Here is a 23,873-nt window from a genome sequence, read left to right on the forward strand (position 1 = left end):
GGGACCTGGCTCCCACGAATCCGGGACAACGGGACGCCTACGTTGAGAAATGTCCAACGACAGGCGACCCAAGGGCTTCGGATATGACGATTTATCTGGACTCAGCGGATCGAGACGACGTCCACGCGGCCGTACGTCTCGCCTTCGTGCACGGAATCACCACCAATCCCACGCTCATGCGCGCGGTGACCAAGGACCCGCTGGAGCACGCGAAGCAACTGCTCTCCGACACGGAGCTCACGGAGTTCTACTACCAGCCGTGCGGCGCGTACGGCGGCCTGGTGGAGGAGGCCGAGATGGCCTGGTCGCTGGCCCCGGACCGGGTCATCCTCAAGATCCCGGCGACCACCGCCGGTCTCACGATGGCCAGGAGCCTGATCGACCGGGGCATCCCCGTCGCGCTGACCGCCGCCCAGACGCCCAACGCGATGATCGCCGCCGAGGCGGCCGGCTGCGTCGCGGTCATCCCCTACGTCGACCGCGCCCTGCGCGACCACGGGACCGACAGTCACCTGGTCTCGGCCCTGGCCCGGGTCAGGAAGGGCGCCACCCGAATCGTCGCGGCCTCGGTGAAGAACGCCGGCCAGTTCACCCAGGCGTACCTCGACGGAGCCGACGCGGTGACCGCGCCGCTGGCCGTACTGGAGCGGGTGCTGGAGCACCCGGCCGCGCTGGAGGCCGAGCGGGCGTTCGCCGAGGAGTACCGCGTGGAGCAGCCGATCGAGAGGGGCTGACATGTACGAGGCAGTGCTGTTCGACATGGACGGGGTCATCGTCGACACCGAGCACTCGGTGACCGAGTTCTGGCAGCGGCTGGCCCGGTCCGAGGGCTTCTCGATCGCCCCCGACGACCTGGAACGGCATGTCTACGGGCATCGCGCGGACCACACGCTCCGCGAGCTGTTCCCCGGCATCTCGCCCGACCGGTACGGCGAGGTCTACCAGCGGCTGCGCGAGAACCAGGAGAGCCTGCGCTACACCGCCATCCCGGGAGTGCTGAGGCTGCTGGCCGAGCTGAGCGACGCGCGCGTCCCGGTCGCCCTGGTCACCGGCGCGCAGGACTGGAAGGCGGCGGAGGTGCTCGGCCAGCTGGACCTGGCCGACACCTTCGACGTGCTGATCTGCGCGGACGACGTGGCACTGGGCAAGCCGCATCCGGCCTGCTACCAGCTGGCCGCCGAGCGCCTGTCGGCCGCGATCGGCGACTGCCTGGTGTTCGAGGACGCGATCAGCGGCGTGACCTCCGCCGTCACCGCCGGCGCCGCCTGCGTGGCGCTCGCCGCGCCGCACCGCGCCGCCCAGGTGATCGAGGCGGGCGCCTCGACCGTCGTACGGGACTTCGAGCGGATCTCCTTCGACCCGTACGAGCACCTGCTGCGGGTCGGCGGCCAGACGGGCTTCCCGTTCACGACCGCCCGCGAGAGCCGCCGTCTCCGCGCCAACTGACTGACCGGCCTGATCCGGAAGGGGTCAACTCATGGACGAGCTGTTCGTGCCACCGGTGGACCGCTGGGAGCCGGAGGCCGCCCAGTTAACGGGCAGGGACGCGGTGCTGCACCGCTCTCACCTCGTCGGGGCCGACCCGGCGCTGACCAAGGAGGGCGGCGGCAACTTCTCGGCCAAGGGCATCGTCTCCGACCACCGCCACCGCATCACCCGGGTGCTCTGGATGAGCGCGTGGGGCTGTGACGGCGCCGCGACCACCCCGGCCGACTTTCCCGCGCTGCGCCTGGACGACCTGCTCGAACTCCGCGCCTCGGGCCCGCTGAGCGAGAACGGGATGATCGACTACCTGGTCGACTGCGGCCTGCGCGGGGAGCAGCGACGACCGGGCATCGAGACCCTGACCCACGCGTTCATCCCGTACCCCCATGTCGACCACTGCCATCCTGACGCGGTCATCGCGCTCACGTCGTTCCCCGGCGGGCGGCAGGCGGCGGACGCGGAGTTCGGCGACGAGGCGATCTGGTTCGACTACCGGCAGTTCGACGTGGGCGTGGCCCGCGAGCTGGCCGGCCGGATCGCCGCCAAACCGGGCTGCCGGTTCGTGCTGCTGGCCAACCACGGGCTCTTCACCTGGGCGGACTCCAGCGAGGAGTGCTACCGCAACTCGCTGGAAGCCGCCGAACGGGCCACGCGGGCGGTGCGGAAGGCGGTGCGGCGTCCGCCGGACCTGGGCGGTCAGGTGGTGAGACCGCCGGCTCCCGAGGTCGCGACGGACCTGCTCGGCGAGTTGCTCCCGGCGATGCGCGGCGCGCTGTCGGCCGGGACCCCCGGCGTCGTCCTGCACCTGGACCGGAGCGACGAGGCGGTGCGGTTCGCCTCCTCCGCGCGTGGCCCGCGGTGCACCCAGGACGGACCGAGCTGTCCCGACCACCTGGTCACGGTCGGCTACCGCCCGCTCGTCCTGGACGTCACCCCGGCCGGCACCGCCACGGACCCGAATCGCACATCGGCCGACGCCGGCACGGACCCGGACCGCACATCGGCCGGCACCGGCACGGACCCGGACCGCACATCGGCCGGCACCGGCACGGCATCGAACCGCACGATGGCCGATGCCGGCGCGGTTCTGGACGGCATCGAGCGGCACCGGCGCTGGTACAACGACTACTACGAGCGGCACGTGCCGCTCACCGCGCGTGGCCTGGGCAGGCGCGGTGACGCGCCCCGGGCGATCGTGCTGCCCGGCCTCGGCGCGGTGACGGCCGGGCCGGACGCGGCGAAGGCCCGGCTGTGCGCCGACCACCTCGCCCAGACGATGACGGTGATCCGGGCGGCCGACGCGGCCGGCGGCTACGTGTCGCTGTCCGAGGCGCAGGGCGCCGCCGACGAGTACTGGCCGCTGATGCGGCTGAAGCCCCAGCTCCGGCCGCCGGACGGGCCGCTGGCCGGGAAGGTCTTCCTCGTCGCCGCCTCCGACGAGGCCTGCGCCACCGCCGTCGCCGACCGGCTGGCCGCGTCCGGCGCGCACGTCGCCCTGGCCGCCGAGCTGCCCCGGCGACAGGCCGGGATGGCGGCCTCGGCCGCCGAGATCTGCGCGCGGCACGGCGAGCGGCGGGCCGTCGCCCTGCCGTCGCCCGCCTCCGACCCGGAGGCGGCCGTGCGGGACGCGGTGCTGGCCTACGGCGGGTTCGACGTCTTCATCGACCTGACTCGCTCGGGCGGCCTGACGTCCGCCGCGCTCGCCGTCTTCGACCGTCAGCGCCGCCGTGGCTCGGTCCTGCTGGCCCGCGACGGGCGGACCGCCGGCGAGCTGGAGCTGGAGATCGGCCGTCTGGAGGCGGACGCGGAGGGCCGGTTCGGCCTGACGGTCAACGCCGTCGCGACCGCCGATCCGGTGGCCGTCGCCGAGGCGGCCCTGTTCCTCGCCGGACCGGTCTTCGGGCCGGTGAGCGACACCTGGGACGGCACGGTGCTCTGCCCGAGGCGGGCTCCCGACCTCGCACACGACACGGTCCAGGCGACCGCCCACGACCTCCCTCATGAGACCGCACACGACCCGGCTCACGAGACCGCGCACGACATTCACGCCATTCACGACGACACGATCCACGACAACACAAGGGGATCCAGATGACGATCGAGAAGCTGACCACGCTGGACGGCCTGGTGCCGCCGGATCAGCACCTGCTGGCGTCGTGCTTCGACGCGCACCACACGATCGGCGGTGGACTGTTCGCGATCAACGGCTCGGTCGAGGAGATCGACCGGGTGTCGAGCACCGGCCTGTTCGCGGCGGACGGCCTGCTGTTCCGGTGCCTGTGGAGCGCCGAGGGCAGCCCGGCCGAGCTGGTCGCGTACGACGAGACGGGAGTACGGCGGTACCACCGGCTGGACGACGTCTCCACGCCGCACGACATCCTGGTCGTGGACGGCCAGGTGCTGGTGGTGGCGACCACCCAGAACGAGGTGCAGTGCGTCGCGCCCGACGGTGAGATCGCGTGGCGCTGGCGGGCGCCCGGCGAGGTCGACAGCTGGCACCTGAACAGCCTGGCCCTGGCCGGTGACCGGGTCGTGGTGTGCGGGTTCGGCCCGTTCCTGCGCCGTCGCGGCTGGGACGAGAGCGGCAAGCCCACCACCGGCCAGGTCGTGCATCTCGACACCGGCGAGCCGGTGCTCAAGGGGCTGCGCGCCCCGCACAACCCGTGGTACGGCGACGGCGTGTGGCTGGTCTGCGACTCGGCCGAAGGCGAGATCGTGGAGATCTCCGACGCCACCCGCAAGGAGACCAGGCGGCTGAGCCTGCCCGGCTGGCCGCGTGGCCTGGTGGTGACGGACGACCACCTGTTCGTCGGGGTCAGCCCGCACCGGTACATCACCGACTCGGTGGAGACGGCGGCGGTGGCCGTGGTGGACCGCGCCGACTGGAGCGTGATCGGGCTGGTGGACCTGCCCGCGCGCGAGGTGTACGCGCTCACGCTCGCCCCGTCGCCGCTCGCCGAGGGCGCCAGGCAGGGCTTCGACGCCAACCACACCCGGGTGCACGAGCAGGGCCAGCGGCAGCTCTTCGACCGGCTCGGCAGGCAGCCGAAACGGCTCTGGGCGGTCGGCGACCCGCTGGCCGTCGAGGACTGCCGGGTGAGCGTCACCGTGGCCGAGCCCGCGGACGAGCAGGTCGAGGCCGACAGCCTGATCACGGTGGACTGCCGGATCCGCAACACCGGAGCCGGCGTGCTGACCCCCGCCCCGCCGTTCCCGGTCCGGGTGCTGCACCGCTGGTACGACGCGGACGGCCAGGTGGTCTCGACGCAGCCGATCACGGTGCCGCTGCCCCGGTCGCTGCCGCCGGAGGCGATCGCCCGGGTGCCCATCCGGGCGCGCACGCCTTCCGAGCTGGGCGACTACCGGCTGCGCATCACCCTCGTGCAGGACGGCGGCGTGCCGTTCGACGAGCTGGACGAGCAGTGCGCCGCCGACGTCGGCATCAGCGTGGTCGCCGAGAACGCCGCCTACGGGGCGCTCGGAGACTTCGGGCTCTACCCGGCCGAGGTACGGGCCGCGCGTACGGCCGGCGGCACGGTCCACGACCTGGTCCGAGCCCTGTTGACCCGTCCGACCGGCGGCGTCAACGGCCTGGCCGTGGGGCTGATCGAGGACGCCGGGCGGCCCGCGTTCGTCAAGGCGCTGGCCTCGGCGCTCAAGGCGTCGGCCGCCTCGCTCGAACACGTCGTCGACGACGCCATTCCCGACGCCGGTGACGTGCTGCTGACCGGCGCCGAGGCGGTCGGGCTCATGCTGCGCCGCTCCGGCGTGAACGTGGCGTTCGCCTACGCCGGCACCTCCGAGCTGGTCATGTGCGACGCGATGGCCCGGCTGGGCCTGCTCGTCAACGGGCGCGGCGACCGGGAGTCCCTCTTCCAGGCCGGGGGCGCCAGCCGGCTGCGGCCGGGCAACGGGGCGGCCGTCCTGCACGGCGCCCGTGGCCTGACCAACGCGCTCGGCGCGCTGGCCGACCTGCGCCGCAACGAGATCGGCACGGTCGCCGTGGTCGGGCTGCCGTCCACCGGCTCCCAGCCGTTCCTGCCGCCGCACGCCGAGCCGGACCTCGTGCCGGTCTCGGGCGCCTTCGCCAAGTCGTGGCGTGAGCTGCGCGCCGTTCCCAAGGAGCCGGGCGAGCGCCGACCGGCGGTGGAGGCGCTGGTCGAGGCGGTCGAGGCGGCGATCGACGACGCGAAGAGCGCACCGTACGGACCGGCGCTCGTGGCCGTGCCGCAGGACGTGGCGGAGGCCGCCTGGGTGCCGCTCGACGCGCTGCCCGGAAGGGGCGGCTCGGGCGGCGACGCCGCCCGGGACGACGGGGCGCTCCGCGCGGCCACGGCGTTACTCGCCGAGGCCCGCCGGCCGGTGGTCTTCGTAGACGACTACGCGCTGCTCCATGACGGCGCGATGCCCGCGCTCGCGGCGTTCTGCGAGCGGACCGGCGCACCGGTGCTCCAGGTGAAGTACCGCCGCGGCCCGATGCTGTTCGAGCGGATCAGCGATAGCCAGGTCCCGGGGTTCCTCGGCTGGTACGACCCGGCCGACCCCGCGCACCGCGAGGTGCTGGAGAGCGCCGACCTGCTGATCACCGTCGAGGACCGCAACATGTATCCCCGCGTCGTCGGGGAGCTGCCCGGCTGCCGCAAGATCGCCCTCACGTCCAAGCCCGCGGCGGTCGAGAAGAACGGCTACCTGGGACCGGACGACGCGCTCGTGCACGCGGACGTGGTGGCGTCGCTACGCGATCTCACCGCCGCCGCGCCCGGTCGCGACGGTTCGGCCCCCTGGTACGCCGGCATCGCGACCGGCGAGCGGGCGCCCGCCGCCCCGGACCTGACGCCTCCGGAGGAGGCCGCGACGCTGCGCACCGGGATCGCCCGGACCATCGGCCAGGTGGCCGCCCGGCTGTCGCGGCAGGTGGTGCTCGTGGACGACAGCCAGATGTTCGGCGGGCTGCTCGCCGAGGAGTACGACGAGTTCCCGCCCGACCTGCGCGTGGCCGGCGGCCACGGCGGCTTCGTCGGCAGCGGCATCACGCTGGCCACCGGTCTGGCCCTGGGCGAGCCCACGGCCAAGGTGATCTGCTGCCTGGGCGACCAGGGGTTCACCAACAGCATGCAGGGCCTGGTGAGCGCCGTGCAGGAGGCGGCGCCGGTCACGTTCCTGGTGTGCAACAACGGCGGCGCCGTGTCGCTGCGCAAGCAGTCGACTCCCTCGGGCTGGCTGGACAGCGGTCAGAACCGCTACCTGGACAACGCCGAGGGCATGCGTTACGTCGAGATCGCCACCGCGCTCGGAGTCCGCAGCCTGCGCGTCGACCTGCGCGGCTGGCTGGACCAGGAGCACGCCGCGATGCGGCTGGAGACGTTCGCCCGGGCGCTGGACGCGATGGTCGACCATCCCGGCCCCACCATGATCGAGCTCGTCCTGCCGTCCGACCCGGAGTTCTGGACCGGCGTCTGGATCAACCAGGGTTTCGAGCAGGCCGGGAAGAAGCAGGAGCCCGTCAGGCAGCAGCCCGTCGATCAGGAGCGCGTCTCCCAGGAGCCCGTTTCCCAAGAGTCCGTCGATCAGGGGCCCGTCAAGGTAGGAGGCCGCGATGCGTGAGGTTCCGTTCCGCCAGATCTCCCTGGCTCCGTACCGGCAGGTGCTCGGTGACGAGCGGGTCGCGCGGCTGCGCGACGACGCCGGACGCGTCGGGCGGCTGCTGGACGGCCGCACGATCTGGAACATCAACTCGACCGCGGCGGGCGGCGGAGTGGCCGAGCTGCTGCACGTGCTCGGCCCGCTGGCCCGCGCCACCGGCCTGGACGTGCGGTGGCTGGTGGTCGACGGCGATCCCGAGTTCTACGCCATCGCCAAACGGCTGGTGTCACGGCTCTACGGGATCGCGGGCGACGGCGGCCCGCTCGGCCCGGCCGAGCTGCGGCACTACCAGCGGGCGACCGACGCCAACGCGGCGCGGCTGGCCGAGCTGATCGGTCCGGGCGACGTGGTGATCGTGCACGACGCCCAGCCCGCCGGCCTCATCGAGCAGGCCCGCGAGCGCGGCGCGACCGTGGTGTGGCGCTGCCACATCGGCAGCGACCAGCAGAACGAGCACACCCGCGACGGCGGGGCGTTCGTCAGCCGGTTCGTCCAGGCGGCGGACGCGACCGTGTTCTCCACCCCCGGCCACGTCCCCGAGTGGGCGCCCAGGCCGCAGATCATCGCGCCGTCGATCGACCCGTGCGGGCCGAAGAACATGGCGATCAGCGCCGAGGACGCCGTCTCGATCCTCAGCGCGGTCGGCATCCTGGACGGTGGCCGGGAGCTCCCGGTCACCGTGCCGGTGCCGATCGGCCCGGACGTCGAGGTTCGGCGACCGGCGCTGGTGCTCCGCGACGGGCCCCCGCCGCCTCCGGACCTGCCGATGGTCGTCCAGGTGTCGCGCTGGGACCGGCTCAAGGACATGGGCGGGGTGCTCGACGCCTTCGTCGCCTCCGGCGTCGACGGTTACCTGAGCCTGGCCGGCGCCGACCTCGGCGGGGTCGTCGACGACCCCGAGGCCAAGGAGCTGTACGAGGAGTGCGTACGGGCCTGGAAGGCGCTGCCTCCCGAGCACCGCCGCCGCTCCCAGCTGCTCTGCCTGCCGATGGACGACCTGCGGGAGAACGCCGTGGTCGTCAACGCCCTCCAGCAGCACGCCACGGTCGTGGTGCAGAAGAGCCTGGCCGAGGGGTTCGGGCTGACCGCCACCGAGGCCATGTGGAAGTCGCGCCCGCTGCTGGCCAGTGCCGTCGGCGGGCTGCGGGACCAGGTGGTGCACGGCGAGACCGGCCTGCTGCTGGCCGACCCGTGGGACATCGGCACGGCCGCCTCCGACATCCGGCGGCTGTTCACCGACCGCGCGCTCGCCCGCCGGCTGGGCGACCGCGCCCGCGCGTGGGTGCACGAGAGGTACCTGCCGGACCGGCAGCTGCTGGACTGGGCCCAGGTGATCGAGAACGTCGCCACGGCGAGGGCCGCCTGATGCGCCGGCTCGGCCGCGACGGACCGCTGGTCTCCGACCTCGGCCTCGGGTGCATGGGGATGTCGCAGTTCTACGGCGCCTGGGACGACGCGGAGTCGGTCCGGACCATCCATCACGCTCTCGACCTCGGGGTGAACCTGCTGGACACCGCCGACATGTACGGCCCGTACACCAACGAGGAGCTGATCGGGCGGGCCGTCCGGGACCGGCGCGACGAGGTGGTGATCGCCACCAAGTTCGGCAACGTGAAGGGGCCGGACGGGCGGGTCATCGGCGTCGACGGCAGCCCCTCGTACGTGCGGAAGTCCTGCGAGGGGTCGCTGCGCCGGCTCGGCGTGGACGTCATCGACGTCTACTGCCAGCACCGGGTGGACACCTCGGTGCCGATCGAGGAGACCTGGACGGCGCTCGCCGATCTCGTACGGCAGGGCAAGGTCCGGCACCTGGCCATCTCGGAGGCCGCCCCCGAGACCGTGCGGCGGGCGCACGCCGTGCACCCCGTCGCCGCGGTGCAGACCGAGTACTCCCTGGTCAGCCGGGAGCCCGAGCAGGAGCTGCTGGGGGTGCTGCGCTCGCTCGGCATCGGGTTCATCGCGTACGCGCCGCTGGGCCGGGGGCTGCTGACCGGGCGGATCTCCGGCGCCGGCGACCTGGCGGACGACGACTTCCGCCGCACGCTGCCCCGGTTCCAGCGCGAGAACCTGGCGCACAACACCGCCCTGGTCGAGCGGGTCGCCCGGCTCGCCGACAAGCACGGGGTGAGCGTCACGCAGCTCGCGCTGGCCTGGGTGCTGGCGCAGGGGACCGACATCGTGCCCATCCCCGGCACCAAGACCCGGACGCGGCTGGCGGAGAACGTGGCCGCCGCCGCGCTGGAGCTGACCCCGGCGGACCTGGCGGCGCTCGACGAGCTCGTGCCGTCGGGGTCCGCCGCCGGCGACCGCTACCCGGACATGTCCGGGGTGAACGCCTAGCGAAAGGGGCCGACATGACCCAGTTCGAGATGACTCACCAGGACTGGTGGCGTGAAGCCGTCATCTACCAGATCTACCCGCGCAGCTTCGCCGACTCCGGCGGCGACGGGATCGGCGACCTGCCCGGCGTCATCGGCAGGCTCGACCATCTCGAATCGCTCGGCGTGGACGCCGTCTGGCTGTCTCCGTTCTATCCCTCGCCGCTGGCCGACTTCGGGTACGACGTCAGCGACTTCGAGGACGTGGACCCCGTCTACGGGACGCTCGCGGACTTCGACGAGCTGCTCCGCCGGGCGCACGAGCGCGGGATCCGGGTGGTGGTCGATCTGATCATGAACCACACCTCGGCGGAGCACCCGTGGTTCGCCGAGTCGCGGTCCAGCCGGACCGACCCCAAGCGCGACTGGTACATCTGGGCCGACCCCGGACCGGACGGCGGGCCGCCGAACAACTGGCTCAGCGCGTTCGAGAAGTGCGGGCCGGCCTGGACGCTGGACGCGGCCACGGGCCAGTTCTACCTGCACAGCTTCACGCCGGGACAGCCCGACCTCAACTGGCGCAACCCGGAGGTGCGCGCCGCGATGCACAAGGTGTGGCGGTTCTGGCTGGACCGAGGGGTCGACGGCTTCCGGGTGGACGTGGCGCACCGCCTGCTGAAGGACGCCGCGCTGCGTGACAACCCGGTCGAGGTGGCCCACGCCCGGCGGCACGTGACGCATCCGGAGGTGCGGCAGCGCAACCTGGACCTGCCCGAGACGCAGGACGTGCTGCGGGAGCTGCGGAGCACGCTCGACTCCTACGGCGGCCGGTTCGCGCTGGGCGAGGTGCCCATCAGCGACGACCGGCGGCTGGCCGCGTACTTCGGCGGCGACGGCCTGAACACGGCCTTCCACATCGCGTTCTGGGAGCAGCCGTGGCAGGGCTCCGCATTCCGCGAGGTGGTGGACAGACTGGCCGGGCTGGCGCGACCGGGGGCGCTGCCCACCTACGCGCTGGCCACCCACGACATCTCCCGTACGGTCACCCGCTTCGGCGGCGGGGACCGGCTCCGGGTGGCCGCGATGATGCTGCTGACCCTGCGTGGCGTCCCGTGCGTCTACTACGGCGAGGAGATCGGCATGGCCGACGCGCAGCCGCCGCTCGACCTGGTGCTGGACGTCGACGGCAGGGACGGCGCCCGCGTGCCCATGCAGTGGGACGCCACCGGGCGCGGCTTCACCCGCGCCGAGATGCCGTGGCTGCCGTTCGCCGACGGCCAGAGCCAGGTCAACGTGGCCAGGCAGCAGGACGACCCGGACTCCCTGCTGAGCCTCTACCGGCGGCTGATCGCGTTCCGCCGCGCATCGGCGGCGCTCCGGTCGGGCGACTACCGCTCGCTGGAGACTTCGGATCACGTCTTCGCCTACCTGCGCTCCGCGCCCGGCGAACGACTGCTCGTCGCGCTGAACTTCGCGCCGCACAGCACCTCGGTCGCCGTGCCTGATCTGCCGCTGGAGGGGCAGGTGGAACTGTCGACCGGCGCCCGCTCCGGCCAGACGGTGAACCTGCGGCCGTTGCGTCTCGCTCCGGACGAGGGCGTGATCGTCAGGATCGAGGAGGGGCCATGACGGCCGAACCCGTTCGCCCGAAAACCTCTCGCCCGAAAACCTCTCGCACGAGAACCCTTCGCCCGAGAACCCCGAACCGGGCCGGCGCCGCGGGTGCGGAGCCGGCCGGGACGAACTGGGCGGGGAACGTCAGCTACACGTGCGCGCGGCTGCATCGTCCGACGTCCGTGGCGGGGTTACAGGCGCTGGTCGCGCGCGGTGACCAAATCCGCGCCCTGGGCACCAGACACTCGTTCAACGAGCTGGCCGACGGCCCCGGAGACCTGGTGTCCCTGGCGGGCCTGCCGCCGGCCATGGACGTGGACTCGACCGCCGGCACCGTACGGGTGGCCGCGGGCGTGCGCTACGCGGAGCTGGCCCGCCACCTCGACGAGAAGGGGTTCGCGCTGCCGAACCTCGGCTCGTTGCCGCACATCTCGGTCGCGGGCGCCTGCGCGACCGCGACGCACGGGTCCGGCGTGGGCAACGGCTGCCTGTCCACCGCGGTGTCGCGGCTGGAGCTGGTCACCGCCGACGGCGACCTGGTGACGGTGGGCCGCGACGCGGCCCACTTCCCCGGCATGGTCGTGGGCCTCGGCGCCCTCGGCATCGTGGTGAGCCTGACGCTGGACCTGGTGCCGTCGTTCGACATGCGGCAGCGGGTCTACGAGGGGTTGCCGCTCGACGTGCTCGACGACCATTTCGAGGAGCTCGTCACCGCGGCCTACAGCGTGTGCCTCTTCACCGACTGGCGTTCGCCGGCGTTGACGCAGGTCTGGATCATCGAACGCGCCGACGAGCCCGAGTCGCTCGTGGTGAGGGAGCCGTGGTTCACCGCCTCGCCCGCGACAGGACCTCTGCACCCGGTGTCGGGGTTCTCGGCGGCGAGCTGCACCGAGCAGCTCGGCGTCACCGGCCGTTGGTACGAGCGGCTGCCGCACTTCCGGCCCGACTTCGAACCGAGCAGCGCCGGCGACGAGCTGCACTCCGAGTACATGGTCGCCCGGCGCGACGCGGTGCCCGCGCTGCGCGCCCTCGACGCGATCCGGACGTCGATCAGCCCGGTGTCGCAGATCTGCGAGGTGCGCACGGTCGCCGCCGACGACCTGTGGATGAGCCCCTTCTACCAGGAGGACTCGGTGAGCATCCACTTCACCTGGATCGCCGACACCGAGGCCGTCCTCCCGGTGGTCGCGCTGGTCGAGGAGCGGCTCGCGCCGTTCCGGGCCAGGCCGCACTGGGCCAAGATCTTCACCACTCCCCCGTCGCTGCTGCGCTCGCGTTACGAGCGGGCGTCCGACTTCCACGACCTGGTACGCGTCTGGGACCCGGCCGGCAAGTTCGGCAACTCCTTCCTGGACCGCTACCTGAGTTAGGAGACTCCCGTGTCCTTGATCAAGGGTTTCCAGACGGGGTCCGACCACCCGGACCGGGAACTGTCCCCCGCCGCGCTCGTCCGGTTACGGGTCGCGGTCACCCTGTTCTTCGCCCTGGCCGGCTTCCTGTTCGCCGGGTGGGCGGTCCGCATCCCCGCGATCAAGGAGCAGATCGGCGCCTCCCCTGGGCCGCTCGGCCTGGCGATGCTCTGCATGACCGGCGCGGCGGTGCTCACCATGCTGGCGACCGGCGCGCTCTGCCGGCGCTTCGGCAGCCGCCGGGTCACGATCGCGACCGCCGCGCTGCTCTGCGTCAGCGTGGTGCCCCCGACCCTCACCGACTCCGCCGTCGGGCTCGGGCTCGTGCTGATCATCTTCGGCGTCGCGTACGGCGGCATCGACGTGGCGGTGAACAGCGTGGCGGTCGACCTGATCGCCGCCCTGGGCCGGCCTGTCATGCCCGGTTTCCACGCGGCCAACAGCTTCGGCAGCCTCGGCGGCGCGGCGCTCGGCGGGCTGCTCGCGCCGTACCTGTCGCCGACCCAGCACATGCTGCTGATGGTGCCGGCCGGGCTGCTCGCCACCGTGATCCTGGGGCGGATGCTGATGGCGTACCCGCTGCCGAGCGCGGACGCGAAAGACGGGCAGGCCAGTCCGGCGAGCACCCAGGACGGCGCCCCCGCGACCGGCGCTCCCGAAGGCGTGAGCGCCGGTCGCGGGGGTGGCCCGGAAGCGGAGCGGGCCGGGGTCGCGGCCGCGCCGGCGGGCACGGGCGGGCGCCGGATCGGGGTGGCCGTGGTGGTGTTCGGGCTGATCGGCCTGTGCGCCGCGTTCAGCCAGGGCGCTCTGGACGGCTGGATGCCGCTGCACATCCGGGAGGACCTGGCCGGCAGCCCCGGAGCCGCGGCAGCCGGCTACGCCGCGCTCCAGCTCACCATGGGGTTCATGCGGCTGTCCGGCGTCAGGCTGCTGGAGCGGCTCGGGCCGACCCTCGTCGTAGTGGCCGGCGGCCTGATCGCGTGCGCGGGAACCCTGCTGGCCGCGATGACCCAGTCGCTGCCGCTGGTGTTCGTCGGCATCGTCGCGACCGGGATCGGCCTGGCCAACATCTTCCCCGTCGCCATGGCCCAGGCCGGTGTCGCGGGCGGGCCCAGCGGGATCGCCCTCGCCGCGACGCTCGGCTACTGCGGCATCCTGGCCGCGCCGCCCGCCATCGGCCTGCTGTCCGACGCCTTCGGGCTGCCCGTCGGGCTGACGCTGATCGCGCTGGCCGCCGCCGTCGCCTCCGTCATCGCGTACGTGATCCGGCCACGGAACGCGTCCCGCGCGACCGCCTGAACCGACCGCCTGAACCGACCGACCGTCCCCCACCGATGGGAGCACCCCATGCGCACCACCCATCTGCTTTCGCAGCTGGAGGTCCTGGAGGCCGAATCGATCCAGATCATCCGGGAGATCGTGGCCGAGTTCGAACGGCCGGTCCTGCTGTTCTCCGGCGGCAAGGACAGCGTCGTGCTGCTGCGGCTGGTGGAGAAGGCCTTCCGGCCCGCTCCGATCCCGTGCCCGATCATGCACGTCGACACCGGGCACAACTTTCCCGAGGTGCTCGCGTTCCGCGACCGCCGGGTGGCCGAGCTGGGGGTCCGGCTGGTCGTCGCGTCGGTCCAGGAGAGCATCGACCAGGGCAGGGTGACCGAGGAGACGGGCCGGCGGGCCTCCCGCAACCGGCTGCAGACGATCACGCTGCTGGACGCGATCGAGTCGCACCGGTTCGACGCGGCGTTCGGCGGCGCGCGGCGCGACGAGGAGAAGGCCCGCGCCAAGGAACGAGTGGTGTCGTTCCGCGACGAGTTCGGCCAGTGGGACCCCAAGAACCAGCGGCCCGAGCTGTGGAACCTGTTCAACACCCGGATCCACCCGGCCGAGCACGTAAGGGTGTTCCCGCTGTCGAACTGGACCGAGCTGGACGTCTGGGAGTACATCCGCCGCGACGGGCTGGAGATCCCGTTGATCTACTTCGCCCATCCCCGGACCGTGTTCGAGCGGGACGGGATGCTGCTGGACGACAACCCGTACGCGCACCGGGACGACGACGAGCCCGCGTTCGAGGCGACGGTCCGCTACCGCACGGTCGGCGACGCGTCGTGCACCGGCGCGGTCATGTCGAGCGCCGCCACCCTGGCCGAGGTGATCGAGGAGATCCAGCTGACCCGGGTCAGCGAGCGCGGGCAGACCCGCGCCGACGACCGCGGCGAGGCCGCGATGGAGGACCGCAAGAAGGAGGGCTACTTCTAGATGAACACCCCCGAGAACATCCCCGAGAACATCTCCAAGAGCGGCCCCAGGAGCGCGGGCATCCTGCGGCTGGCGACGGCCGGCTCGGTCGACGACGGCAAGTCCACGCTGATCGGCCGGCTGCTGTACGACTCAAAGTCGATCTTCGAGGACCAGCTCGCGGCCGTCGAGCGGACCAGCGCCGAACGCGGTGAGGAGTACGCCGACCTGGCGTTGCTCACCGACGGCCTGCGCGCCGAACGCGAGCAGGGCATCACCATCGACGTGGCCTACCGCTACTTCGCCACCCCGCGCCGCTCGTTCGTCATCGCCGACACGCCCGGGCACATCCAGTACACCCGCAACATGGTCACCGGCGCCTCCAGCGCCGATCTGGCGATCATCCTGGTCGACGCGCGCAAGGGCGTGCTGGAGCAGTCGCGCCGCCACGCGTTCCTGGCCACGCTGCTCCGGGTCCCGCACCTGGTCGTCGCCGTCAACAAGATGGACCTGGTCGGCTATGACGAGGCCGTCTACGAACGGATCAGGGACGAGTTCACCGCGTTCGCCACCCGGCTGGACATCGGCGACCTGACCTTCGTGCCGATCTCCGCGCTGCACGGCGACAACGTGGTCGAGCGCAGCGTGAACATGCCGTGGTACGACGGGCCGTCGCTGCTGCACCACCTGGAGCACGTGCACATCGTGTCCGACCGCAACCTGATCGACGTGCGCTTCCCCGTCCAGTACGTGATCCGCCCGCACAAGTCGGACGACCCCGGGCTGCACGACTATCGCGGCTACGCCGGCCAGGTCGCCGGCGGCGTGCTGCGGCCGGGCGACGAGGTGGTGCACCTGGGCTCGGGGCTGACCACCACGGTCACCCACATCGACGGCCCGGACGGCCCGGTGCCCGAGGCGTTCCCGCCGATGTCGGTGACGCTGCGGCTGGCCGACGACATCGACATCTCGCGCGGCGACATGATCGCCCGGCCGAACAACCGGCCGGACACCGCCCAGGATCTGGAGGCCATGGTGTGCTGGCTGACGGCCGACCGGCCGCTCTCGCCTCGGATGAAGCTGGTCGTCAAGCACACGACCAACACCGCCAAGGCCGTGGTCGGGGAGCTGCGCTACCGCCTCGACGTCAACACCCTGCACCGCGACGAGCAGGCCGACGTCCTGGACCTCAACGAGGTGGGCCGGATCAGCCTGCGGGTCACCCGGCCGCTGTTCGTGGACGACTACGGCCGCAACCGGCTGACCGGCGCGTTCATCCTCATCGACGAGGCGACCAACGGCACCGTCGGAGCCGGCATGATCATCGGCCCCCGCTCCGGCCGCTGATCCCGGAGCGGCCGAGGGCACGGAAGCAGGCGCGCACCTCGTCCACGAACAGTTCGGGCTGCTCCAGCGCGGCGAAGTGGCCGCCCCTGGCGGGCTCGTTCCAGTAGCGGATGTCGGTGTAGCGCCTGGCCGCCCAGCGCCGCGACGGGCGGGGCACCTCGCCGGGGAAGACCGAGCAGCCCGTGGGAACGTCGACCGTCTCGCCCGTCGACTCGGTCATCCACTCACCGATCCGCCGGATGCTCTCCCAGTAGAGGCGGGCGGCCGACGCGCCGGTGCCGGTCAGCCAGTAGAGGGTGACGTTGTCCAACAGCTCGTCGCGGCTGATCACGCTCTCCGGGTGGTCCGGCGACTCGTCGCGGCCGAGCGCGCTCTCCCGGTCGGACCACGACCGGAACTTCTCCACGAGCCACGCGCACAGCGCCGCCGGGGAGTCGACCAGCCCGTAGCCGATCGTCTGCGGGCGGGTCGCCTGCTGGACGGAGTAGCCGTCCTCCCACTCCTTGGCGTGTTCCAGCGCGGCGAGCGCGCCCCGCTCCTCCTCGGTCAGGTCGTCGAAGGTCGCGGGGTCGGGTGGCGCGAGCGGCGGGACGAGGTGGATGCCCGTCACGTGGCGCGGGTCGCGCTGGGCGACGAGGGTGCTGATGCTGGTGCCCCAGTCGTGGCCCTGCGCGGCGTACCTCTGGTAGCCGAGCCGGGACATCAGCGTGATCCACGCGTCGGCGATGCGCTCGACGCCCCAGCCCGGCTCGGCCGGGCGGTCGCTGAAGCCGTAGCCCGGCAGCGAGGGGCAGACCACGTGGAACGCGTCGGCGGCGGCACCGCCGTGCGCGGTGGGATCGGTCAGCGGCCCGAGCACGTCGAGGAACTCCAGGACCGAGCCGGGCCAGCCGTGGGTCATGAGGAGCGGCAACGCCCCCTCGTGCGGCGAGCGGACGTGCAGGAAGTGGATGCCGAGCCCGTCGAGCTCGGTGCGGAACTGGGCGAAGGAGTTGAGCCGGGCCTCCGCCGCGCGCCAGGAGTAGCCGTCGGCCCAGTAAGCACACAGATCGCGTAGGTAGGCTAGCGGCACCCCCTGCTCCCAGCCCGTCACCGTCTCCGGCTCAGGCCATCGCGTACGACGCAGCCGCGCGCGCAGGTCTTCCAGGTCGGCGTCGGGCACTTCGACCCTGAACGGCGTCACGGCGGTCAACGAGGCGCCTCCCTGTCGTGATCAGGCAGCGAAGAACTCTCATCGTATTCACAGCGACATCAGGTAGAACGACTCCGATGAACGACTCCACCCCGTGGCCGAGGCCCGCCGAGAGTCCGCTGGTGCTCGTGGTCGACGACGAACCGGGCATCCGCGAGCTGCTGCGCGACGCCCTGGAGCTGAACGGGTTCGGGGTGCGCACCGCGGCGACCGGGCGGCGGGCGCTGGAGAGCGTGGCCGAGGAGCGGCCCGACCTCGTCCTGCTGGACGTGATGCTGCCCGATCTCAACGGGTTCGCGGTGGCGCAGCGGCTGCGGCCGGACGGCGGCGGGCCGCCGGTGTTGTTCCTCACCGCCCGTGACACGGTGGCCGACCGGATCGCCGGGCTGACCGCGGGAGGCGACGACTACGTCACCAAGCCGTTCAGCCTGGAGGAGGTCGTGCTGCGCATCCGGGCCATCCTGCGCCGCACCGGCGCCCAGGAGGAGTTCCGCGACGACGGTCTGCTGCGCTACGCCGACCTGGAGCTCGACGAGGAGGCCCACGCGGTGCGGCGGGCGGGGCGGCGCATCCATCTGTCGCCTACGGAGTTCGCCCTGCTGCGCTACCTGATGATCAACGCTGACCGGGTCGTGAGCAAGGCGCAGATCCTCGACCGGGTCTGGGACCACGACGTCGACGCCGACAGCAGGATCGTCGAGTCCTACATCAGCTATCTGCGCCGCAAGATCGACGTCGAGGGGCCGCCGCTGATCCACACGCTGCGCGGCGTGGGCTACTGCCTGCGGGGGCCCGGTCAGGGGGGAGCCGGGTGGCGACGGTAGGCAGGCCGTGGCCGTTGCGGCACCGGTTGCTGGCGGCCCTGCTGGGGTTGTCGGCGGCCGCGCTGACGGTGTTCGCCGGCGCCGGGGTGCTGCTGCTGGAGCGGTCGCTGATCTCGCGCGTGGACACCCAGCTGTACGAGATCTCCGCCACCTTCCGCGCGGGCCGGCCTCCGCCACCCGCGCCGCGGCCCCGCGAAGGCAGTGTCGAGCTGCCCACCCAGTTCAGGGTCGCCTTCTACGATCCGTCCGGAACCCTCCTGCGCGATGTGCCGCCCGGTTCGGCCGATGGCCCCGCGATTCCCGCCGAGGCGATCGCCACGGTGCCGGCGCGGCCCGTCACCGTCCCCGCCAGGACGGAGGCGGCCGACTGGCGCACGCTGGTGGTGCGCTCGCCGAACGGCGACCGGGTGGCGGTGTCCATGTCGCTGGAGGCCACCCAGAGCACCGTCCGGCAACTGCTGCTGATCGAGGTGGCGACAGGGGCGCTGATCCTGGTCCTGCTCGGGGTCGTGGCGCTCGCCGTGGTACGGCTGGGCCTGCGCCCGCTGACCCGGATGGAGCAGACCGCCACCGCGATCGCCGCCGGCGACCTCGATCGCCGGGTGCCCGACAGTGACCCGCGGACCGAGACCGGCCGGCTGGGTCACGCGCTCAACGTCATGCTCGAACGCCTGGGTGACGCGCTGCGCCGGCGGGAGGACTCCGAGCTGCGGTTGCGCCGCTTCCTGGCCGACGCCTCACACGAGCTGCGCACCCCGCTCACCTCCATCCGCGGGTTCGCCGAGCTGTACCGGCACGGCCGGGGCGAACGGGACCCGGCGGTGGCGCGCATCCTGGGGCGCATCGAGGGCGCGGCCGAGCGGATGGGCGTGCTGGTGGACGATCTGATGCTGCTCGCCCGGCTCGACCAGGAGCGCGCCCTCGACCTGAGCGACGTGGACCTGCGCGTCATCGCCGGAGACGTGGTGCACGACGCGCGGATCCCCGAGCCGGATCGGGAGATCGAGCTGGCGCCGGCCGACGACCCGGTGCGCGTGGTCGGGGACGAGCACCGCCTCCACCAGGTCGTCGCCAACCTGGTCGCCAACGCCCTGGCCCACACGCCGCCGGGCACGGCCGTACGAGTGACGGTCGGGCACCTCACCGCGCCCGGACCTCCGGAGCCGGGCGTCACCTCCGCCGGCACGCTGATCGCCCCGGCCGGACGGGCCGCGTTCGTCGAGGTGCGGGACGACGGGCCGGGCATCGAGCCCGAGCACCTGCCTCACGTGTTCGACCGGTTCTACCGGGCCGAGGCCGGCCGGTCTCGCGAGAGCGGTGGCACCGGCCTGGGGCTGGCCATCGCGGCCGCCCTGGTGGAGGCACACGAGGGCCGCGTCGAGGCGCGCAGCGAGCCGGGCCGCGGCACCGCCTTCCGCGTCATCCTGCCCGTCGCCGGGCCGACGGCGGGCTGAGCCCGTACACCGTCGGGTGAGCACCGATTTGTGAGCCGTTCACACATTATTCCCAGGTTGTTGCTGTCAAATGCCTTCCGTCAAGGAAGGAGAGTCATGCTGCGAAGACTCCGCAATCGTGCCGCTGCCGCAGGTGAGCCCGCCGGGCAGCGCGCGCCCTCCCCCGCCACCGGCGAGCTCGGGCACGCGCTGCGCGCACCGAGCAAGCTGCACGCCTTCAACCGTTACGAGATCAAGTACCTGGTCGACGCGGCCCTGGTGGGCGAGCTCCGGGAGGAGTTGGAGCAGGTTCTCGACCGCGACAAGCACAGCGGCGACCAGGGCTACGGCATCTGGAGCGTCTACTACGACACCCGGCAGCTGCGGTTCTACTGGGAGAAGATCGAGGGCCTCAGGTTCCGCAGGAAGCTGCGGATCCGGCACTACGGCGACCGGTTCGCGGTGGGCCCCGACACCCCTGTCTTCGTCGAGATCAAGCAGCGGGTCAACCGGGTCACCCAGAAACGACGGGTACGCCTGCCGTACCACGACGCGCTGCGGCTGTGCGACGGGCGCGAGCCGGTCGAGCACGACCCCTCCACGCGCGGCTTCCTGGAGGAGGTCCTCGACCTGGTCTGCCGGCTCGACCTGCGCGCCACCGCGATGACCGGCTACCAGCGCCACGCCTACGTGGGACGGGAGGCCGACGTGGGGTTGCGGGTCACCTTCGACCAGCGCGTCCGCGGCCGGGACCGGGACTTCCACCTGGGCGCCGACGCCCAGAACCGGTTCATCGTCCCGCCCAGAAAGGCGATCATGGAGGTCAAGGCGAACGAGCGGGTCCCCTACTGGCTCACCGACCTGACCGCCAAGCGGAACCTGCAGGTGGTGCGGGTGTCCAAGTACTGCCAGAGCGTGGAGGCCCACGGACGGGCGCCACGGTCGATCTTCCACATTCCGGACCACGACCTCGACCTCGGCTTCGACCGGTCGATCACTTCGACGGAGGCCTGACCCCCATGGACTTCACCTTCCAGGACCTTTCCGGCACGTTCAGCGTGGCGGACATCGCCATCGCGATGACGCTGTCCTTCGTGCTCAGCGCCATGATCGGCTGGGTCTACCGGGCGACGCACCGCAACGTGTCCTACAGCCAGTCGTACGTGCAGACGCTGGTCGTCCTGGGCATGCTCATCTCGCTGATCATGCTGGTCGTCGGATCCAACATCGCCCGCGCCTTCGCGCTGGTCGGCGCGCTGTCGGTGGTGCGCTTCCGCAACGCCATCAAGGAGACCAGGGACGTCGGGTTCATCTTCCTGGTGATGGCGATCGGCATGGCCGTGGGCACCCGCTTCTATCTGCTGGCCGTGGTCGCCGCCGTGGCGATCTCGCTGATCATCCTGGTCATGAACCGGTTCAACTGGTTCGCGCTCAACGTGCGGCGCCAGGTGGTCAAGGTGCAGGTGCCGTCGGACGGCGACCACACCCCCGCGATCCAGGACGTACTCGTCCGGCACACCGACGAGTTCGAGCTGGTCAGCATGGAGTCGATCAGGGCCGGGGCGCTGACCGAGCTGATGTACACGGTCAAGATCAAGAAGGGTGGCGAGCCCGCCGACCTGATCGCCGCCCTGCGCGAGCGCAACAGCGGTCAGTCGGTCACCGTGCTGACCGGATACGACCAGACGGACCTGTAGCGTCGTGGACCAGACCACCAACCGTCGCCGGCTGCGGCACCGCGTCCCGATCAGGCTCCGGCAGCACTGGAAACTCGTGGCGGCCTGCCTGACGTTCCTCGCCGTCTGCGCGGGAGTCTTCGGAACCGGGACGATCCGCCCGTATGTCACCCGCGTCCAGACGGCCTCGGCCGACACCGTCACCCAGAACGTCACCGGGGCCAAGGAGCTCTTCGACACCTCCGTGCCCCACGAGGTGAAGCTGACCTTCCGCGACGAGAGCTACCAGGACATGCTCCAGGAGTACTTCAAGGACGGTGACAAGAAGTACGTCGAAGCCGACCTGACCATCGACGGGACCACCATCCCGAGCGTCGGGATCCGCCTCAAGGGCAACTCGACGTTGAGCGGGCTGAGCTGGAACGGCCAGACCCGCCAGCGCGGCATGCCCGGCGGCGGCCGGCGACTCGACGGCGGCCAACCTCCGGAGGGCTTCCAACCCCCGGAGGGCTTCCAACCGCCGGAGGGCTTTCAGCCACCCGGGAACGGCCGGCCGCAGGGCCAGGATCAGCCGCCCGGAGGGGGCGGATTTCCCGGCGGGCCCGGCGGGTCGTTGAAGGCGGAGGAGCCCGAGACGCTGCCGTGGCTGATCAGCTTCGACGAGTTCGTGGAGGGCCGCCGCTACCAGGGCCACTCGCAGATCGCCGTCCGCCCCGGCGCGATGCGGTCGACGACGCTGCTCAACGAATCGCTCGCCATCTCGCTCGTCGACGCCGCCGGCGAGCCGACGCAGCGGTTCGCCTACAGCGCCTTCGAGGTCAACGGCCGCACCACCGCGCCCCGGCTGCTGGTGGAGTATCTGGACGAGGACTACGCCTCCCGGCTGGGCACGGGCGTGCTCTACAAGTCTCTGGCGTCCAGCGACTTCTCGTACAAGGGCGAGGACCAGACCGAGTACACCGAGGACTTCAAGCAGGTCAACCGGAAGGGCGACCAGGATCTCCAGCCGGTGATCGGCCTGGTCAAGTGGGTGGAGCAGGCGTCGGACGAGGAGTTCGCCGCCGGGCTCGCCGACCGGCTGGACGTCGAGTCGTTCGCCCGCTACCTCGTCCTGCAGAACCTGATGCTGAACTTCGACGACATGTCCGGGCCGGGGCGCAACTACTACCTCTGGTACGACCTCGACTCCCGGAAGTTCCAGGTGATCAGCTGGGACCTCAATCTGGTCTTCGGCGGCGACGCCGAGGCCGGGCCGCACGACACGATCGGCATGGGGTTCGGCGGGCGCCGACCGGACGGACAGCAGCCCACGCCCCAGACGCCCGATCAGCAACAGTCCACGACGCGGACGCCCGACCGGCAACAGCGACAGCCCACCGCACGGACGTCCGGCGAAGGGCAGCGGCAGCCCGGCGGTGAGCGGCCGGGTGGCATGCGGATGGGTCATGCGCTGAAGGACAGGTTCCTGGCGACTCCGGCGTTCAAGCAGTCGTACGAGAAGCAGTACCGGGACCTGTACGCGAAGCTGCTGGAGAACGGGACGGCGCTGAAGCTGCTGAACGGCGTGCTCGACTCCTACGGACTGAACGAGCGGGCCGACACCGCGAACGCCACGAAGGAGGCCACCGCCCTGCGCACCACCCTCCAGACCCGTGCCAAGGCCCTGGGAGCCGACAAGACGATCACCGGCTCCTAGGGTCACCCGTCACCCGCGCCTGCGGGCACGAACCCGAACACGAAGGCCGAGGACACGAAGGCCGGGAACACGAAGAGGGGACTTTCGGCCCTAGCCGTCCCCGGAACCAGCCGGAACCCTGATGATGCGCTGTGCTGAAAATCATTCGGATATGGGCCGTGAGGAGGCTGTCGTGCCTGGTGACGAGCGTGATCGGAGATGGGCGACGGCTCCCCGGCCGCACCGGGTCGTGGAGCGGCGGACCGACGGGCCGGGGCGGGTGACCCTGTCCCTGGAACCGGCGTCCCCGCCCAAGGCCGGCGCGGACCGACCGGCCACCCGGCCGCTGCCAGGGCAGTACTGGGTGCTCGACCTGGCGGGCGGGGTGCAGGTGCCCGCCGTCGACGTGACGGACCTGACGGAGGCGTGCGGCGACGCGGTGGTCCAGGTGACCACGCTGCGCGTGCCGTGCGGGCAGACCATGGGCGTGGTCGGCGACCTGATCGAGGTCAGGGGGCCGATGGGCGCCGGCTGGGACCTGGAGTCCGTGACCGGTCGCGACCTGGTGCTCATCGGCTGGGACACCGGGGTCGCCCTGCTGAGCCCGCTCGTCGAGCAGGCCGAGGCGCGGGGCGTCCGCAGCGTCCGCATGTGGGCCGGGGGCTGCGAGCGCTGGCTGTCGCGGCCCGAGTGGCGCGACCTGGCCGGCCGGGACGGGGTGCGCCTGTCGCCCGGATCGGACATGAGCGCCGCCGCCGGCGAGCTGGACCTCGACCCCGGCAACACGATCGCCCTGGTGGCCGGCCCCTGGCCGATGGCCTGCGACACCGCTCGGGCGCTGATCGACCGTGGGCTGCCCGCCGCATCGGTCCAGCTGGCCGCCCACTCGTTCCTGCGGTGCGGCAACAGGCGCTGCGGCCGGTGCCGGCTCGCCCCTTCCGGAGGCGTGCTGCGGGCCTGCCTGGACGGCCCGGTCCTCGCCTACGACCGGATCCTGCAAGGTGCCTGAGTTGAGCACGGCC

18 protein-coding genes are annotated in these 23,873 nt (G+C 72.1%); 17 read left to right on the forward strand and 1 reads right to left on the reverse strand.

From position 1 onward, the window contains the following. The first annotated feature begins 83 nt into the window (after positions 1 to 83). From AC5L3X_RS01745 to AC5L3X_RS01795, 11 genes are all read left to right on the forward strand, one after another. Positions 84 to 734 carry a transaldolase family protein gene (locus AC5L3X_RS01745; RefSeq protein ID WP_494854615.1) on the forward strand — a complete coding sequence of 217 codons (651 nt, stop codon included), beginning with the start codon at positions 84 to 86 and terminating at the stop codon, positions 732 to 734. Between the two features lies 1 nt (position 735). After that, the gene (locus AC5L3X_RS01750) at positions 736 to 1,446 is read left to right on the forward strand and encodes an HAD family hydrolase (protein ID WP_189122096.1); all 711 of its coding nucleotides are present in this window, start codon (positions 736 to 738) and stop codon (positions 1,444 to 1,446) included. Between the two features lie 31 nt (positions 1,447 to 1,477). Continuing rightward, positions 1,478 to 3,580, forward strand: a complete 2,103-nt coding sequence (locus tag AC5L3X_RS01755; protein WP_494854616.1) for a class II aldolase/adducin family protein — start codon at positions 1,478 to 1,480, stop codon at positions 3,578 to 3,580. Continuing rightward, positions 3,577 to 7,089 carry a DUF4915 domain-containing protein gene (locus AC5L3X_RS01760; protein ID WP_494854617.1) on the forward strand — a complete coding sequence of 1,171 codons (3,513 nt, stop codon included), beginning with the start codon at positions 3,577 to 3,579 and terminating at the stop codon, positions 7,087 to 7,089. The genes AC5L3X_RS01755 and AC5L3X_RS01760 overlap by 4 nt, the downstream gene beginning before the upstream one ends. Next, complete coding sequence (locus AC5L3X_RS01765; protein ID WP_494854619.1) at positions 7,082 to 8,494, forward strand: glycosyltransferase; 1,413 nt, start codon at positions 7,082 to 7,084, stop codon at positions 8,492 to 8,494. Before AC5L3X_RS01760 ends, AC5L3X_RS01765 begins: the two co-directional genes overlap by 8 nt. Continuing rightward, on the forward strand, positions 8,494 to 9,468 hold the full coding sequence (locus AC5L3X_RS01770; RefSeq protein ID WP_494854620.1) for an aldo/keto reductase: 975 nt from the start codon (positions 8,494 to 8,496) through the stop codon (positions 9,466 to 9,468). The genes AC5L3X_RS01765 and AC5L3X_RS01770 overlap by 1 nt, the downstream gene beginning before the upstream one ends. Positions 9,469 to 9,482: 14 nt before the next feature. Beyond that, positions 9,483 to 11,075: an alpha-amylase family glycosyl hydrolase gene (locus tag AC5L3X_RS01775; protein WP_494854622.1), complete on the forward strand. Its 1,593-nt coding sequence runs from the start codon at positions 9,483 to 9,485 to the stop codon at positions 11,073 to 11,075. Positions 11,076 to 11,242: 167 nt separating this feature from the next. Continuing rightward, on the forward strand, positions 11,243 to 12,430 hold the full coding sequence (locus AC5L3X_RS01780; RefSeq protein WP_494854623.1) for an FAD-binding protein: 1,188 nt from the start codon (positions 11,243 to 11,245) through the stop codon (positions 12,428 to 12,430). Between the two features lie 9 nt (positions 12,431 to 12,439). After that, positions 12,440 to 13,768 carry an MFS transporter gene (locus AC5L3X_RS01785; protein ID WP_494854625.1) on the forward strand — a complete coding sequence of 443 codons (1,329 nt, stop codon included), beginning with the start codon at positions 12,440 to 12,442 and terminating at the stop codon, positions 13,766 to 13,768. Between the two features lie 48 nt (positions 13,769 to 13,816). Continuing rightward, positions 13,817 to 14,725 (forward strand): sulfate adenylyltransferase subunit CysD, encoded by a 909-nt coding sequence (cysD, locus tag AC5L3X_RS01790; protein WP_494854626.1) that lies wholly within the window; start codon positions 13,817 to 13,819, stop codon positions 14,723 to 14,725. Then, positions 14,726 to 16,051, forward strand: a complete 1,326-nt coding sequence (locus AC5L3X_RS01795; protein ID WP_494854627.1) for a sulfate adenylyltransferase subunit 1 — start codon at positions 14,726 to 14,728, stop codon at positions 16,049 to 16,051. Here the strand turns inward: AC5L3X_RS01795 and AC5L3X_RS01800 are convergent. Next, a complete protein-coding gene (locus AC5L3X_RS01800; protein ID WP_494854953.1) occupies positions 16,026 to 17,234 on the reverse strand; it encodes an epoxide hydrolase family protein in 1,209 nt (402 codons plus the stop codon). The genes AC5L3X_RS01795 and AC5L3X_RS01800 overlap by 26 nt on opposite strands. An 86-nt stretch (positions 17,235 to 17,320) precedes the next feature. Here AC5L3X_RS01800 and AC5L3X_RS01805 point away from each other — a divergent pair, with 86 nt between their 5' ends. The 6 genes from AC5L3X_RS01805 to AC5L3X_RS01830 all read left to right on the forward strand — a co-directional run bounded on the left by AC5L3X_RS01805 (position 17,321) and on the right by AC5L3X_RS01830 (position 23,860). Further along, positions 17,321 to 18,067, forward strand: a complete 747-nt coding sequence (locus tag AC5L3X_RS01805; RefSeq protein WP_494854628.1) for a response regulator transcription factor — start codon at positions 17,321 to 17,323, stop codon at positions 18,065 to 18,067. Continuing rightward, positions 18,055 to 19,521 (forward strand): sensor histidine kinase, encoded by a 1,467-nt coding sequence (locus tag AC5L3X_RS01810; RefSeq protein WP_494854629.1) that lies wholly within the window; start codon positions 18,055 to 18,057, stop codon positions 19,519 to 19,521. Before AC5L3X_RS01805 ends, AC5L3X_RS01810 begins: the two co-directional genes overlap by 13 nt. Before the next feature lie 96 nt (positions 19,522 to 19,617). Then, positions 19,618 to 20,514: a polyphosphate polymerase domain-containing protein gene (locus AC5L3X_RS01815; protein WP_494854630.1), complete on the forward strand. Its 897-nt coding sequence runs from the start codon at positions 19,618 to 19,620 to the stop codon at positions 20,512 to 20,514. Positions 20,515 to 20,519: 5 nt separating this feature from the next. Then, complete coding sequence (locus AC5L3X_RS01820; RefSeq protein WP_494854632.1) at positions 20,520 to 21,197, forward strand: DUF4956 domain-containing protein; 678 nt, start codon at positions 20,520 to 20,522, stop codon at positions 21,195 to 21,197. A gap of 4 nt (positions 21,198 to 21,201) precedes the next feature. Further along, positions 21,202 to 22,872 carry a CotH kinase family protein gene (locus AC5L3X_RS01825; RefSeq protein WP_494854633.1) on the forward strand — a complete coding sequence of 557 codons (1,671 nt, stop codon included), beginning with the start codon at positions 21,202 to 21,204 and terminating at the stop codon, positions 22,870 to 22,872. A gap of 172 nt (positions 22,873 to 23,044) precedes the next feature. Next, a complete protein-coding gene (locus AC5L3X_RS01830) occupies positions 23,045 to 23,860 on the forward strand; it encodes a ferredoxin reductase domain-containing protein (RefSeq protein WP_494854634.1) in 816 nt (271 codons plus the stop codon). Positions 23,861 to 23,873 lie beyond the last annotated feature (13 nt).

Source organism: Nonomuraea sp. CX421 (genome assembly GCF_059358955.1).

Excerpts from the sequence above, each read along its gene's own strand:
- AC5L3X_RS01745 (WP_494854615.1), top strand. The coding sequence starts at position 84 with ATGACGATTTATCTGGACTCAGCGGATCGAGACGACGTCCACGCGGCC.
- AC5L3X_RS01750 (WP_189122096.1), top strand. The coding sequence starts at position 736 with ATGTACGAGGCAGTGCTGTTCGACATGGACGGGGTCATCGTCGACACC.
- AC5L3X_RS01755 (WP_494854616.1), top strand. The coding sequence starts at position 1,478 with ATGGACGAGCTGTTCGTGCCACCGGTGGACCGCTGGGAGCCGGAGGCC.
- AC5L3X_RS01760 (WP_494854617.1), top strand. The coding sequence starts at position 3,577 with ATGACGATCGAGAAGCTGACCACGCTGGACGGCCTGGTGCCGCCGGAT.
- AC5L3X_RS01765 (WP_494854619.1), top strand. The coding sequence starts at position 7,082 with ATGCGTGAGGTTCCGTTCCGCCAGATCTCCCTGGCTCCGTACCGGCAG.
- AC5L3X_RS01770 (WP_494854620.1), top strand. The coding sequence starts at position 8,494 with ATGCGCCGGCTCGGCCGCGACGGACCGCTGGTCTCCGACCTCGGCCTC.
- AC5L3X_RS01775 (WP_494854622.1), top strand. The coding sequence starts at position 9,483 with ATGACCCAGTTCGAGATGACTCACCAGGACTGGTGGCGTGAAGCCGTC.
- cysD (WP_494854626.1), top strand. The coding sequence starts at position 13,817 with ATGCGCACCACCCATCTGCTTTCGCAGCTGGAGGTCCTGGAGGCCGAA.
- AC5L3X_RS01795 (WP_494854627.1), top strand. The coding sequence starts at position 14,726 with ATGAACACCCCCGAGAACATCCCCGAGAACATCTCCAAGAGCGGCCCC.
- AC5L3X_RS01805 (WP_494854628.1), top strand. The coding sequence starts at position 17,321 with ATGAACGACTCCACCCCGTGGCCGAGGCCCGCCGAGAGTCCGCTGGTG.
- AC5L3X_RS01815 (WP_494854630.1), top strand. The coding sequence starts at position 19,618 with ATGCTGCGAAGACTCCGCAATCGTGCCGCTGCCGCAGGTGAGCCCGCC.
- AC5L3X_RS01820 (WP_494854632.1), top strand. The coding sequence starts at position 20,520 with ATGGACTTCACCTTCCAGGACCTTTCCGGCACGTTCAGCGTGGCGGAC.